Genomic DNA, 13971 nt, shown 5'->3' with positions numbered 1-13971 from the left:
GACGGCCGCCTGTATTCTATGCGCATGCCGGCGCGAGCCAGGAAGCCGACGTGCAATGGAGTAGGACATGACACTGACGAGCGGCCGCTTTATCGGCCATGAATACGAGCGGATGATCGTGCGGTTCTCGATGCATGACGGCGCCCGGGAGATTCCTTGCGCGATTTCGACCTCCGCGATGGACGGTCTCGAGCAGGGCCCGCAAGTCAGGCCCGAGCAGCGGGAAGCCCAATTCGCTCGTCTACGGGATCGCATCGAAGCATGCGCTGCGAACAAGTATCGCGCCACAGAATTCGAAGGTACCCCGCCGGGCATCGTGCTGCGAGGCATCGATTTCAGGCGATAGGATCTCGGCCCCAAGCAAAATAGCCTGCGACCGGAAAGCAGATCGTTGCTACTCCGGCCTTGCCTTGATCTCCGGCAAGGGCGGCTTGCGTTCGAAAGGCTTCTTTTTCGGTGGCGCGGGCAGCAATCCCTCCCTGATCGCCTGCTTGCGCGCGAGCTTGCGGGCGCGGCGAATGGCCTCGGACTTCTCGCGGGTCTTTCTCTCCGACGGCTTTTCGTAGGACCTTCGCTGCTTCATTTCCCTGAAGACGCCCTCGCGCTGCATCTTCTTCTTGAGAACGCGCAGTGCCTGCTCAACATTGTTGTCTCTGACGAGTACGTGCAAATTGAATCCTCCTGGCTCGGGCTGCGAATGCGACACGTCCTGCAAGGCAGCCAATTGCGCAGGAGCTTCATTGCGATGTGTGAGGATGGATGGCCGCGACATTGGTCACGGCTTCGGACGAGCCGATCTGCTTGTCACAGCGAACAGCTTGGTGGCGCCACGTGACCATTGTGGTGCTGCGCTGTCAATCGATAACGCCTTTCTCGCAGATCGATGGACAAGCGCCGCGGAACAGAAGAAGCGCATCGCAGCAAACAAACTGGCTTCGCTCCTTGCAAATGCGCGAAAGTTGTATATATTGAAGTTGTTCGATTAGCCGCTGTGCCTTGTTGAATGCGCCCGCGGGCTCCTTTTCCAAAGACATCGACGAAGTTGAAGGTAACCGCGCGATTGTCGCGCGGGATGCGCTCGCGCGCTTTGGAGAAGAAAAGTGACGACAGGTACAGTCAAGTGGTTTAACGGCCAAAAAGGCTTCGGTTTCATCCAGCCAAACGACGGTGGCAACGATGTGTTCGTTCACATCAGCGCCGTTGAAAGGGCTGGGCTTGCCGGTCTTGGCGAAGGCCAAAAGGTCAATTTCGAGATCAAGACCGACAAGATGCGAGGCAAAGCCAGCGCCGAGAACCTCTCGCTGGCTTGAGATCGTTGCGCCGTTTCACGGATGTACTGAAACGGTTGCATTGCCCGCTCAATCCCAGGATTGAGCGGGTTTAGTCTTTGCGGATCGGGTGAACGATGAGCAGCAAGAGGCCGGCAGAGCCGTCACCCGAAAGCATTGCGCGTTCCGATCGCAAGCGCCTGGCCGCTGAAGAGGGCGCGCGGGCATTGGCGGACGTGGAAAGGCAAGCCATCGAGGTTCGCAAGAACATGGCGCGGCTCCGAGAGGCGCGCCAGGCGAGGGAAGCGGCCGATGAAGCTCTTCAATCGACTTTGCCGGTGCCTAAGCTCAAGAAGCGGACAAGGAAGTTGGCGCGATAGCCGTCTTCAACGCCGCCGGCGAAATCTGAAGTGCCGATCCCAGGCCGGAGAGTGCAGATCGTGCCTCGCATAAAGCCAGATCACGGAACCATCACATTCTTTCTCGCGTCCGGCGCAAATCGGCAGATGTGCCGGCTTGCAACGACATTCAACACGCAGAAGCAGGCCTTCAGCTATCTGCAGAAGCATCGCACGGAGTTCGAGCGCATGGCGCGGGCGCGCCTGGCTTCAGGAGAGCTCGAGGAAGGGATTGTCGTGCTTTCGATGCTCTAGCGATACACGTGTGCGCGAGCGCTCTTGCGAACTCAGTTGATTGATCTGACTTTTCCGTAGACGAATGTCGCTGTCAGAACAGGGCCATCCGCATCCCGAACATTGATGGCGAGGCCGTCGCTGCTGGCGAGCGGCTCGCGCTGCTTGGCAATGTCGGCAAGAGACAGCGCCGCCTCGATCTCCGCGGCCCGCCGGCTGGCCAAATCGAGACCTTCTTCGTCCACGACGAGCGCTTCACCATCCCAGATATCAAAGTAGAACTGCGACACTAACTCGTCCTCTCGGACCGGCTTCGCCGTTCAGCCTCCCTCGCCAGCCGTTCGGCCTTCAGCCGCTCCCGATTTGTGTGGAAGGCCCGTTCTGCCTTCTCATAGTCGGTCGCGGGCTTCGTCGCGGTCTGCCTGAAGAGCTTGTTCGCCTCGGTCGCTGCACGCGATTGGGAATGCCGTCGCATTGCTCGTCCTCCTATCGCTGGTGATTCGAAGTCCGCCGGTGCCGGCGGCTTTGTTGTCCGCCCTATTCCGGGATCGGCTTGCTGCGCCTGGACCGATCTATTCGTACCCGATCGAACTCCTTGGGTCCATCGAGCAGATCGCGCTTTCGAATTGCCCTATCCTCCGCCGTCGTCGTCGTGTCGCCCATCCGATCGATCGTATCGCCGGCCATCCTGCGAGCGCGCTGCTTCTGGCGATCCGGATCCGCGCTCACCGCAAGCCCCAGTTCCACCAAGCGGCCGATTGCCTCGGACAGGCTGAGCCTGTCGCTCTGACAAGCCATCCAGGCCGCGATGGCCTTGAGCTGCGGTTGCGAAGGTCGAAACCCTGCCGCTGGTGCGGTGGCGCTGCTTTCCGATCTTTTCATTGGGCCCGTGCAGTTTGCAAACAGGACACGGCGCGTGCTCCCGGCGGAGGACCAAGCCGCCGGTCGCTGATGCGTTCCTAGCGTCCCGCAATATTGCTCAACGGCGGCTAGGCCGACTGCTTCACAGCAACCTTGTCCGCCACAAGGTCCAGCCGCCCCAGCATCGCCCTCGCCTGCTCGGCGCAATGCTCGATCAGCCAGCGCTCGAAGGCGACCGGCGGCAGGGGCGGCGCGTAGAGGAAGCCCTGGACGATGTCGCAGCCGAGCTCGGCCAGCGTGTTGCGCTGCCCTTCGGTCTCAACCCCCTCGGCGACCACGCTCATGCCGAGGCCCTGGCCGACGCGGACCACGGCGGTGGCAATCGCGAGCGCCCCCGCGTTCTGCTCGATGTCGCGCATGAAACTGCGGTCGATCTTGAGCTCGCGGATCGGCAGATGCGCAAGCCGGCTGAGGCTGGAATAGCCGGTGCCGAAATCGTCCACCGAAAGGCCGACGCCGAGCTCGCGGATCGCGTTCATCGTCTCCAGCGCCGCGGCGCCGTCCTGCATGAACGCGCCTTCGGTGATCTCCAGCATCAGCGCATCCGGCGGCAGATCGTGCTCGGCCAGGATGTCCTTGAGCCGCGCGGCCAGCGTGACGTTGCGGAAATTGATCGGCGACAGATTGACCGAGACGCAGCGGATGTTGAGCCCGGCGCGGCGCCAGCTCGCCATCTGACGGCAGGCCTCGCGCACGGACCACATGCCGATCTGCTCGATCAGCCCGCATTCCTCGGCGAGCGGGATGAACTTTGCCGGCGAGACGTCGCCGAGCACGGCATCGCGCCAGCGCGCGAGCGCCTCGACGCCGTGGATCGCGCCGTCGCAGCTGCGAATCTGCGGCTGATAGCTGAGGCTCAGCACACCTTCCGCGACGGCGCGGCGCAACGCCGCGATCAGCGCCAGCCGCTGCTCCGCGAGCACGTTCATCTCGGCACTGAAGAGGCGATGCGTCGAGCGTCCGGCCTGCTTGGCCATGTACATGGCGGCGTCCGCCTGCTGCATCAATGTGTCGATGTCGGTGGCGTGATCGGGATAGAGGCTGATTCCGATGCTGGCGGACATCGGCATCAGCTTCGATCCGAGCCGCAACGGTGCGGACAGGGCCTCGGTGATCCCGGCCGCGATGCGCTCAGCGGCCTCGGCATTGCGTTGCGGCAGCAGGATGACGAACTCGTCGCCGCCGAGCCGTCCCAGCATGTCGTCGGGACCGATCTGCTCGCGCAGGCGCTGCGCGAGCAGGATCAAGAGCTCGTCGCCGGCGGCGTGGCCGAGCGTGTCGTTGACGTCCTTGAAATGATCGACGTCAAGGAAGGCGAGCGCGACATGGCCTCCGGTCGGACAGGCATTGATCGCGGTCGTGATCAGGTGGCGCAGCTGCGCGCGGTTCGGCAGGCCGGTGAGCATGTCGTGATAGGCGAGCCGCGCGATTTCGGCGCGCGCCTCCTTGCGCTCGATCGCGAACGCGCCGAGGTTGACGCAGGCATCGACGATCTGGCGGTGCCATCGGCTCGGCGCCCGCGGTTCGCGATAATAGAAACCGAAGGTGCCGATGACCCGGCCGTCCTTGGCCTTGATCGGCGTCGACCAGCAGGCGCGCAAGCCCACTTCGAGCGGCCGCGCCTTGTAGGGCTGCCAGCGCGGATCGGCATCGATGTCGGCGACCAGAACCGGAATGCCGTAGAAGGCTCCGGTTCCGCACGTGCCGACCTCGGGACCGATCGCGATGCCGTCGAGCGAACGGGAATAGTCCTCGGGCAAGCTCGGGCCGCCCAGCGGATGGAGCAAGCCGGCGGCATCGACGTGCAGCAGCGAGCAGACGACGCCGGGCGCGATCTGCTCGACGCGGCGGCACAGCCGATCGGCAATCTCGGTGATCGGCGCCTCGTCGGCGAGCGCCGCCATGATTAGTTGCTGCAGCGAGCGCAGCTGCCGGGATTCGGTGATGTCCTCGAGCAGCGCAAAGATGTGCTTGACCCGGCCTTTCTTGTCGCGGAAGGCGTCGATCCGGGCAGAGACCCAGATCTCCTCACCATCCCTGTCGTAGACGAGCACCTCGGCCTCGTCGCGCTGGCCGCCATGCATCAGCCGCTTGACGAGCTTCGCAATCGCCTTGCGATCGGTGTGGCGGCCGGCAATGAGCTCGCCCGCGCGGCGGCCTTCGGCCTCCTCGCTGGTATAGCCGAACAGCGCCGTGAACGCGGAATTGACGTAGACGATGTTCTGCTCGACGTCGGTGATGATCACCACGCGGTTGGTCTGGTCGGAGACCGCGTGGAGAAGTGCGATCCTGGCGCGGCGTTCGGCATCGAGGGTGACGTCGCGCGCGAACACGATGTGATGGGTCGCGCCGTCGACCGTCGCCGACGACATCGCGATCTGCGCCTTGATACGGCTGCCGTCGTGCCGCGCGAGGCTGATCTCGTCGCGGAAATCCGCGGTCGCACCGGCGCTTAGACATTTGAGGGTGAGGACGGCGGCATCGCGGCCGAGCACCTCGGCGGCGGCGAGCTTCCAGATCCGCTCCGCGGCGGGGTTGAAGTGGGTGATGCGATGCGCCTCATCGACGATGACGATGCCGTCGTCGGCGCGCTCGAGCGCGGCGCGCAGCACGTCAGGAGTTTCTGTCGCAAGGTGATCGGAGGCGGACATCGTCGGGACCAGCGGCATCGGGAAATGCGGCAATCGGCGAGAGGTTAATGCTCCGATGGTGTCCAAGACGTTTTTGCAGTTCCGTCGCGCCGCGCCAAGAGACGGCATGATTAACGCTTCGCGAAAACGCCGAAGGTATCTTGAAGCGCTCTGGACCTATTCGGATGCCGTTTTGAGCTTGTGCAGCCGGCCGGCCACGGCCCGCACCTTGCCCGGCGCCGCGCGCCAGATCGCGAGCGCCGACACCCCGCTCACGGCCATGGCGAGGGCGAAAGCCAGCGTGTAGTCGCCGGCGCGATCATAGAGAACGCCGGTCAGCCACGGTCCGGCCGCACCGCCCGCCAGCGCCGCGAGCATGATCGTGCCGAAGATGCTGCCCTGGTGCCTGCCTTGGAATATCTCGAACACCACCGCGCCCATGATCGAGGTGAGGCCGTAGCCGAGCGCGCCTTGCGTGAACACCATCAGATAAACCAGCCAGAGCGAAGCCTGATATTTCAGCGCGATCAGCGCGGCGAAGCAGACGACGAAACCCGCACAGCTGATCGCCCACACCCACTCCCTGCCGATGCGGTCGGAGACGTGCCCCAGCACGATCTGGCCGGGAATGCCGAGCAGGCTGACCATTCCGAGCGCCCACACCGCAACGCCGGGGCTGAAGCCGACATCGAGCAGGAATTTGGTCTGGTGCACCTGCACCGCATACCAGATGTACAGGCCGCAGAAATAGCCGAGCCCGATCCACCAGAACCGCGCGGTCGCGACGGCGCGCCGCAGCGTCCAGTCGGTGTTGACCCAGACGTGATCGACGACGTTGGAGACCGGGCTTGCCGCGCCTGCGGCGGGGGCGGCATCGCCGTCCGGCTGGAGCCCGATGTCCTCCGGGCGCTTGTGCAGCAGCAGGTTGATCGGCGCCAGCGCGATCAGGACGAGCAGGCCCATCGCGGTGCAGGCGGTGCGCCAGCCGGTCTGCTCGATCATGTGCTGCACCCATGGCAGCAGCGTCACCGAGCCGATACCGACGCCGGCGAAAGCGATGCCGATGGCGAAGCCGCGCTTGCGGATGAACCAGTTCGGCAGGAACAGCGACTGGCCGGAATAGCCGAGACAGACGCTGCCGGCACCGACCATGACGCCGATGGTGACATAGAGGTGCCACGGCGCGCTGGTCAGCGGCGCCAGCAAAAGGCCGCCGCCCATCAGCACGACCCCGAGCTCCATCACCGCGCGCGGACCCGCGCGGTCCATCAGGCGGCCGATCAGCGGGCTGACCACGCCCGACACCAAGAAGCCGAAGGAGAAGGCGCCCGCCGTGACGCCGCGCTCCCAGCCGAACTCGGAGATGATGGGTGGAAAGAACAGCGAAAAGGCGGTGCGCGCGTTGACGCCGATCGCCATGGTGACGAAGGTCACGGCGACGACGATCCAGCCGTAGAAGAACGGAAGCCGCATGTTGTATGCTTGTTTCATCCCTAGACGGTTCTTCGGACCATCCGGGGATGTCCGGGTCAAGCGCTTTTCGCGCATGCCTCGGGCGCGCTCAGGCGGCGTCGAGCCGTGAGGATTTGACCGGCGCGTCGAACAGGATCCGCTCGATCGGATGCGGCCGGCCGAACAGATAGCCTTGCGCGAAATTGACGCCGAGCGCCTTCAGCCGGTCGAACTCCTCGCGCGTCTCGACGCCTTCGGCCGTGACCGACATGTCCAGTCCGCGCGCCAGCGTCACGATCGAGGAGATGATGGCGGAAGAGCGCGGCTGCTGCGTCAGATTGCGAATGAACGACTTGTCGATCTTGATCTTGTCGAACGGGAACGCGGTCAGGTAGCTGAGCGAGGAATAGCCGGTGCCGAAATCATCGAGCGCGAGCTCGACCCCGAGCTGCTTCAGCCGCTCCATGAAGGCATGATTCTCGCTGCCGCGCTCCAGCAGCACGGATTCCGTGATCTCGATCTCGAGCCGCTGCGGCGGCAGGCCGGAATCGGCGAGCGCCGCGCAGATCATGTCGAACAGCTCGGCTTCCTTGAACTGGATCGGCGAAAGATTGACGGCGATCATGAGATCGGCAGGCCAGCCGGCTGCGTCCGCGCAGGCGCGCCGCAGCACGAATTCGCCGAGCGGCACGATCAGCCCGGTCTCCTCCGCAAGCGCAATGAACTGGTCCGGAGGGATCAGGCCGCGCGTCGGATGCCGCCAGCGCACCAGCGCCTCGAAGCCGCGTCGTTCGCCGCTGAGGGCGTCGACGAACGGCTGATAGTGCACCTCCAGCTGGCAGCGCGCGATGGCGTCGCGCAGATCTCCTTCCAGCGTATTGCGGGCCTCCAGCTCGGCCGACATCGCCTCATCATAAACGGTGAAGCAGTTGCGGCCGGCCGATTTCGAACGGTAGAGCGCGAGATCCGCTTTCTTCAGGAGCTGCTCCTGACCGCTGCCATGATCCGGCGCGATCGCGATGCCGATGCTGGTGCCGATCTCGACGCGGTGTCCGGGCAGCAGGAACGGCTCGCTTACGAGCTTGGCGATCCGCGCCGCCAGATCGGTCGAGCAGGCGCGCTGGTCCTCGCCGGCTTGCTGGATGATGGCAAATTCGTCGCCGCCGAGCCGCGCCAGCACGTCGTTGGCGCGCAGCGCGGATTTCAGCCGCTGCGCCACCTGGCGCAGCAGCGCATCGCCGGCCGCGTGGCCGAGGGAATCGTTGACGTTCTTGAAGCGATCGAGGTCGAGCATCAGGATCGCGAAGGGCTCGCCCCTCACGCTCAACTTGCCGTTCATCTCGTCGAGCCGGGTGAGGAAAAAGGCGCGGTTCGGCAATCCCGTGAGGATGTCGGTCTGGGCAAGCTCGAGCACGCGCCGGTTCGCCAGCGACAGCCGCCGCGAATTGCGGCTGGCGAGCATCAGATAGGTCGACAGCGACAGCGTCAGCAGCATGCCGACGACGAGGACCGCAACCGCGCGGTCGTAAGTCGTCGCCAGCGGACCGCCGGCGGTCGGAACCGCCCGCACCTGCCAATCGGTGTCGCCGATCTTGAGACTGCCCGACCAGTGCAGGGTCCGCGCGATGTCCCGCATCGACCGCAGCGCCGAGGCGGCCGACGCATAATCCGGCAGCATCTGCTCGAGGCTGACGATCTGCGCCGTGTACGGCTGGAAGACCGTCATGCTGACCGCGGGGCTGGCTCCGGTGGTCACGCGGATAGACTGGATCAGCAGCGGTAGGTCGAAGACGCCGACCACGACGCCGGCGATATTGCGGCGCCGGTCCGCGATCTCCTCGCGCGAGGTTCCCTTGGCGTAGACGGGAACGACGACGAGGACATAGGACGACCGGTCGCTGTCCTTCGGCCCGAACAGGCGCGTGCGCATGGCTGCGACGCGATCGTTGTCGCGCGCGCGCTCCAGCACCGCCCGTCGCTCCGGAACGGTCGTGTAGTCCATGCCGTAAACCGACGAGGTCTTCGGCTGCGTCGAGTAGAACACCGGAAAATATTCGTCACTCTGCGGCGCGATGACGAAGCTCTCGCCCTGCAGCGCCTTGATGTGATAGCTCGACACACCGTCCCGGATCGCCGCGGCCTCGTAATCCGCGCGCTCCTTGCGGTTGATCCGCGGCAACCAGGAGATGCGCAGCATGCCGGGGTGACGCTCGAACAGGCGGGCGCTGAAGGTCTCGAATTCGCTGCGGGTGACTTCTTCGTTGGTCGATTCGAACAACGTGCGCAGCGCGAGAAGTCTCGATATGTACTCGTTCATGCCGTTCTGCAGGACGATCGCCTGGGTCTCGGCTGCGTTCTCGAACTCGATCCTGTTGACGCGATCTTCCCACCGCGCGACGGCGGCAGCGCCCACGATCGAGAACAGCAGGCCGACGCCGACCGCGACGAGCGCAGGACGATAGAGCCCGAGCAGCGGCGCGGCACGCCACCATCCGCCTCTACGTCTCCGATCCTGATCGTTCTGATCGCGACCGCCCATCTTGAAGCCGCCGTCCCCTGTCCGCGACGAACCGAACCTCTGGTTGAGGTGCCAGTGCCGCTATCGGAACAAGACGGCGGTTAAGAAGTGCACAATTTCGGAAACCAGTCGTACCGCAATGCGGAAATTAGTTAACGAAGTGCACGAGCGATCCCGGCTTTCTCGACATAAGTTGCCGGTTTTCCCCGGTGTAATACGGCCTCTCTGCGCCGTGGCGCTTAGCGAGCTATTCAGCCTCGCAAGGCTATGTTGCGCAAGGTTTCTTTCAAGGATCCGGCAAGCCTCCCGATGCATCGAATTCGATCAGCGATATCCGTCGTTCTGACCATCGCGCTTCTGGCCGCGACCACGCTGGTTGCGAGGGGCAACGAGGCCGGCATCAGCGAGGATGCAATCCTGTTCGGCCAGGCCGCGGCGCTGGAAGGCCCGTCCTCCGCGCTGGGACAGCGCATGCGGCAAGGCATCGTCGCCGCATTCACCGAGGCCAATGCCAAGGGCGGCATTCATGGCCGCAAGCTCCAGCTCATCAGCCGCGACGACGGCTACGACCCCGACCGTTCGGTGGCGCAGACGCTGCATTTGATCGACGACGACAAGGTGTTCGCGCTGATCGGTGCGGTGGGCACGCCGACCGCGATGGCAACGATACCGATCACCAGCTCCAGGAACGTGCCCTTCATCGGCCCGTTCACCGGCGCCGAGTTCCTGCGCGATCTCGAGCTTCCGAACGTCGTCAACATCCGCGCCAGCTACGGCGCGGAGGCGGAGGCCTGGATCAAGCATCTCACCGAGGATCGCAAGTTCACCCGCATCGGCATCTTCTACCAGGACGATTCCTTCGGCCGCGACGGGCTTGTCGGCGTGAAGCGGGCGCTCGCCAAGCGCGGGCTCGAGCTCGCCGCCGAGGGCACTTACGAGCGCAACACCCGCGCGGTCGGCCAGGCCTGGCGCATGATCAAGCGCGCCGACCCAGAAGCCATCGTCATGGTCGGGACCTATGGTCCGTGCGCGGAGTTCATCAAGCTCGCCCGCCGCAGCGGCGCTCGTCCAACCTTCGTCAACATCTCCTTCGTCGGCGCCGTTGCGCTCGCCGCGGAACTCGGCCCTGAGGGCGACGGCGTCATCGTCTCGCAGGTGGTGCCGTTTCCCTGGGACCGCTCGCTCAAGCTCGTCGCCGACTACCAGGCGGCCCAGAAGGCGTTCGACCCGACGCTGACACCGGATTTCGTGTCGCTGGAAGGCTATCTGTCCGGCCGGCTTGCGGCCGCGGCGCTGGAAAAGGCCGGCCCTAATCCGACCCGCGCCAGCCTGCTGCGCGCCATCAACGATACCGGCCGTTTCGACATCAGCGGCAGCATCGTCACCGTCGGCACACGCATGCTCGACACGCCGCCGAAGGTGTTCCTGACCGTGATCCAGAAGGACGGGACGTTCAAGGCGGTGGACCGGCTCTAAGACCCTTCACGGCCGCCGCGTCCAGCGATCGGCGTTGACGGCGCCTTGCGGGATTTCTCCCCTCGCGATGGCCTCGACCTGTCGCACCGTCTCCAGCGACTGGTATTCGATGGCCTGCGGCGTCAGGCCGCCGACGTGGGGCGTGGCGATGACGTTCGGCAGCTTGGCAAGATCGGGCGTCGGCATCTGGTCCGGCGCGCGGCCGACATCCATGGCGGCGCCGGCGATGCGGCCCTCACGCAGCGCGCCTGCCAATGCGGCCTCGTCGACCAGATTGCCGCGCGAGAGATTGATGAAGACGGCGTGCTTCTGCATGCGCGCCAGCGCCGCCTCCCCGATCAGGTTTTCGGTCTGCTCGTTGGCGATGGCGAGGCAGACGACATAGTCCGATGCGGCGAGGAGCTCGTCGAGACCGACCTGCCGGATCGCGGCATCGCTGACGGTTACGAAGGGATCGGAGATCAATACCTCCATGCGCAGCACTTTTGCGATCTCGGCGAGGTAGCGCCCGATGCTGCCGTAGCCGATGATGCCGATCCGGCTGCCGGCGAGCTGGCGGCCCATCCGTGCTTCCGGCTTGCGGCCTGCCTGGTAATCTGCGGTGGTCCGCGACACGCCGCGGGAGAGGTCGACCATGAAGCCGAGCGCGAGCTCGGCCACGGCCTGCACGAAGCCGGGCCCGGCGCGGGTCACGAGCACGCCGGCTTGCGAGGCCGCATCCACGTCGACGTTGCGGATGTCGACGGCGCAGCGGACGAAGGCCCGCAGACGCGGCAATTGCGCAAAGATCTCGCCGCGCCCTTCAGTCATGCGGTCGGCGACGATGATGTCGGCATCCTTCGCAGCGCGCACCAAGCCGGCGGCGTCCAGCGGCTCATCCTTCTCGTGCAGAATCACCTCGGCGGCCGCCCGCAGGCCGTTCAGGCTGCGATCGCCGTAATAATTGCGCCGCATCTCTGGGGTGTGCGCGAGCAGGACCTTCACGACAAGACTCCTTCACTGGCCGAATGCCGCGGCAGCGCGGTCGAAAGGTCTAGCACAAGGACGGCTCCGGCAGATACCCTGCCCCATTTTGCCGCGGCCCCTGCGTGATCCAGCGCACAGACGCCCTCATGGCGCGGACTTAGAAAAGGTGCCATCATCGTGCGCATTGCCGTTGGAGGTGACATCATGCGCCGTCCAGTCTTTTCGAATTTGCTTCTTGCGTCCGGTCTTCTCGCACTCACCCAGTTGATGACGCCCACGGACGCGGCCGCTGAGGCGCGGCTTGCGCTGGTGATCGGCCAATCGGCCTATCGCACCGTGCCGGAGCTGCCGAACGCCGCCAACGACGCCAAGGGCATGACGGAGCTGCTCGGCAGTGCCGGCTTCACCGTCACCACGGCGGCCAATCTGGCGCAGACCGAGATGCGCGCGGCGATCTCGGACTTCGCCGGCAAGGTCAGTGCCAGCGGCCCCGACACCGTCGCGCTGGTGTTCTATGCCGGCCACGGCCTTCAGATCGACGGCGAGAACTATCTGGTGCCTGTCGATCTCGACCCCAAGCGCGAGGCCGACATCCCGCTGCAGGGCGTGCGGCTGAACGACATGCTCAACACGCTCGGCGCGCTGCCGACGCGGGCGCGCATCTTCATGCTCGATGCCTGCCGCAACAACCCGTTCCCCGCGCTCAGCGGCGCCGGCCACGGCCTTGCGATCGTCGATACCAAGGCCGGCGCGCCCGGCTCGTTCATCTCCTATTCGACCTCGCCCGGCGCCGAGGCCGAGGACGGCAACGGCCTCGACAGCCCCTATACGACAGCCGTGCTGACGGTCGCCAAGCAGCCGAACCTGCCGATCGAGGAGATGTTCAAGCGCATCCGCGTCGCGGTGGCGCAGTCGACCGACGGCCGGCAGATCCCCTGGGAAAGCTCCTCGCTGACCACCGATTTCAGGTTCTTCGGCGAGAGCGGCGGCAGCACGCCCGCTATTCCCGGCGCATCCGCCATGGCGCTCGCCGGCGGCACGCGCAGCGTCGCGGACTGGCGCAAGACATTGCAGGGCAAGCCGGCCATGGTCGCCTATGAGCTCGTGATCACCGAGGACACCGTGGAGGCGTATCAGGCCTATATCGAGCTGTATGCCCAGGACACCCGCACGCCGCGCCTTCGCACCGTGCTGGAGCGGCGTCGCCAGATGCTGGCGTGGGAGCGTGCCACCGCCATCAACACCCGCGCCTCGTTCGAGGCATACCTCGCGAACTGGGACAACAGCGATCTCGCGGCAACCGCGCGCCGGCTGCTGCTGCGCGTGCAGAACCGCAACTACACCGTGCCCGTGGCCGCCGCGGCGACGCCCGTCGCGGTCGCGATGGCGCCGACCTGCCCGTGCTCGACGCCCGCGACCCCGGCAACGCCGGTCCCGCCCGTGATCAAGAAGCGCGTCGACGAGACCCCGCCGAAGCGCAAGGTGGTCGAGACGCCGCCCAAGCGACGGCCGCCGTCCGAGCAAGTGGTCTACGAGCGCGCGCCGCCGCCGGATCGCGGCCCGCCGCCGGAGGCCGTGATGCAGGGCATCGGCATCGGCGTGGGGATCGGCCTCGGCATGGGAATGGGCGGCCGCGGCGGCGACCATAACAGCGGTGGCTACCGCAGATACTGAGCCGGTCCGTCACCAGCAACATTCGGCTCGCGCCAATCGCGCGAGCCGAACTCATTGCGACAGGGCCGGATGGTCCCGGAGCACGGCTTCTCGAATCCAGCCTGCCTGGATCGCACGCGACAAGATCTGCGCCGTCTTGATGTCCTCAGCCTTCATGCAGAGGTCCACGATGCGGCGCACGGCGTCGTCGCGCATCAGATCGTCGGAGATCTTCATCGCGATCTCCATGGCAGCGCGGGCTGCGCGCTCATAGCGCTCGCGCGTGCTGGTCGGCGCCGAAGCGCCGGCGGCTTCGGCGATCGCCCGCGCAGCCTGGCAGATGTTGCGAATCCGGTCGGCTGCGTCGATGTCGCCGAGCGGCCCCCCGATCGGCTCGTCCCAGACGTCTGCCGGCTCTCGCCTCGCGAACCACTTCATTGCCCCACCAATGGTCT

The 13971-nt window shown here is 65.5% G+C and carries 15 protein-coding genes; 7 read left to right on the top strand and 8 right to left on the bottom strand.

The features are described 5' to 3' along the window. Positions 1–67 precede the first annotated feature (67 nt). Positions 68–346, top strand: coding sequence for a DUF1488 domain-containing protein (locus I6F16_RS07730; RefSeq protein ID WP_036024960.1), 279 nt, complete (start codon positions 68–70; stop codon positions 344–346). Positions 347–394: 48 nt separating this feature from the next. Here I6F16_RS07730 and rpsU read toward each other — a convergent pair whose 3' ends face one another. Further along, positions 395–670: a 30S ribosomal protein S21 gene (gene rpsU, locus I6F16_RS07725; RefSeq protein WP_025038058.1), complete on the bottom strand. Its 276-nt coding sequence runs from the start codon at positions 668–670 to the stop codon at positions 395–397. An 85-nt stretch (positions 671–755) separates the two neighbouring features. Between rpsU and I6F16_RS07720 the strand changes: the two genes are divergently transcribed. From I6F16_RS07720 to I6F16_RS07705, 4 genes are all read left to right on the top strand, one after another. After that, on the top strand, positions 756–986 hold the full coding sequence (locus I6F16_RS07720; RefSeq protein ID WP_225173543.1) for a hypothetical protein: 231 nt from the start codon (positions 756–758) through the stop codon (positions 984–986). Positions 987–1100: 114 nt separating this feature from the next. Beyond that, positions 1101–1310 carry a cold-shock protein gene (locus tag I6F16_RS07715; protein WP_225173542.1) on the top strand — a complete coding sequence of 70 codons (210 nt, stop codon included), beginning with the start codon at positions 1101–1103 and terminating at the stop codon, positions 1308–1310. A 95-nt stretch (positions 1311–1405) separates the two neighbouring features. After that, entirely contained in the window at positions 1406–1648 is a 243-nt protein-coding gene (locus I6F16_RS07710; RefSeq protein WP_225173541.1) for a transcriptional regulator, read from the top strand. 51 nt (positions 1649–1699) lie between these two features. After that, on the top strand, positions 1700–1921 hold the full coding sequence (locus tag I6F16_RS07705; protein WP_036006506.1) for a hypothetical protein: 222 nt from the start codon (positions 1700–1702) through the stop codon (positions 1919–1921). A gap of 32 nt (positions 1922–1953) precedes the next feature. On the opposite strand, the gene I6F16_RS07700 is transcribed toward I6F16_RS07705, so the two are convergent. The 5 genes from I6F16_RS07700 to I6F16_RS07675 form a co-directional block, all read right to left on the bottom strand. After that, positions 1954–2190, bottom strand: a complete 237-nt coding sequence (locus tag I6F16_RS07700; RefSeq protein WP_128263101.1) for a hypothetical protein — start codon at positions 2188–2190, stop codon at positions 1954–1956. 247 nt (positions 2191–2437) lie between these two features. After that, positions 2438–2782 (bottom strand): hypothetical protein, encoded by a 345-nt coding sequence (locus I6F16_RS07690; protein ID WP_225173540.1) that lies wholly within the window; start codon positions 2780–2782, stop codon positions 2438–2440. Positions 2783–2889: 107 nt separating this feature from the next. After that, on the bottom strand, positions 2890–5490 hold the full coding sequence (locus I6F16_RS07685) for an EAL domain-containing protein (RefSeq protein WP_225173539.1): 2601 nt from the start codon (positions 5488–5490) through the stop codon (positions 2890–2892). A 138-nt stretch (positions 5491–5628) separates the two neighbouring features. Continuing rightward, positions 5629–6924 (bottom strand): MFS transporter, encoded by a 1296-nt coding sequence (locus I6F16_RS07680; protein ID WP_036006538.1) that lies wholly within the window; start codon positions 6922–6924, stop codon positions 5629–5631. An 88-nt stretch (positions 6925–7012) separates the two neighbouring features. Continuing rightward, complete coding sequence (locus tag I6F16_RS07675; RefSeq protein ID WP_225173538.1) at positions 7013–9442, bottom strand: EAL domain-containing protein; 2430 nt, start codon at positions 9440–9442, stop codon at positions 7013–7015. A gap of 288 nt (positions 9443–9730) precedes the next feature. Here I6F16_RS07675 and I6F16_RS07670 point away from each other — a divergent pair, with 288 nt between their 5' ends. Further along, the gene (locus I6F16_RS07670) at positions 9731–10897 is read left to right on the top strand and encodes an ABC transporter substrate-binding protein (RefSeq protein ID WP_225173537.1); all 1167 of its coding nucleotides are present in this window, start codon (positions 9731–9733) and stop codon (positions 10895–10897) included. A 6-nt stretch (positions 10898–10903) separates the two neighbouring features. On the opposite strand, the gene I6F16_RS07665 is transcribed toward I6F16_RS07670, so the two are convergent. Beyond that, positions 10904–11881 carry a hydroxyacid dehydrogenase gene (locus I6F16_RS07665; protein ID WP_225173536.1) on the bottom strand — a complete coding sequence of 326 codons (978 nt, stop codon included), beginning with the start codon at positions 11879–11881 and terminating at the stop codon, positions 10904–10906. A 186-nt stretch (positions 11882–12067) separates the two neighbouring features. Here I6F16_RS07665 and I6F16_RS07660 point away from each other — a divergent pair, with 186 nt between their 5' ends. Beyond that, on the top strand, positions 12068–13537 hold the full coding sequence (locus I6F16_RS07660; RefSeq protein ID WP_225114920.1) for a caspase family protein: 1470 nt from the start codon (positions 12068–12070) through the stop codon (positions 13535–13537). Positions 13538–13588: 51 nt separating this feature from the next. Here I6F16_RS07660 and I6F16_RS07655 read toward each other — a convergent pair whose 3' ends face one another. Next, positions 13589–13954, bottom strand: a complete 366-nt coding sequence (locus tag I6F16_RS07655; protein ID WP_036006488.1) for a hypothetical protein — start codon at positions 13952–13954, stop codon at positions 13589–13591. Positions 13955–13971: the final 17 nt, after the last annotated feature.

The sequence above is a fragment of the Bradyrhizobium sp. IC4060 genome (genome assembly GCF_020193715.1).
Lineage (GTDB): Bacteria > Pseudomonadota > Alphaproteobacteria > Rhizobiales > Xanthobacteraceae > Bradyrhizobium > Bradyrhizobium yuanmingense.
This window is presented reverse-complemented; position numbering and strand designations above follow the sequence as displayed.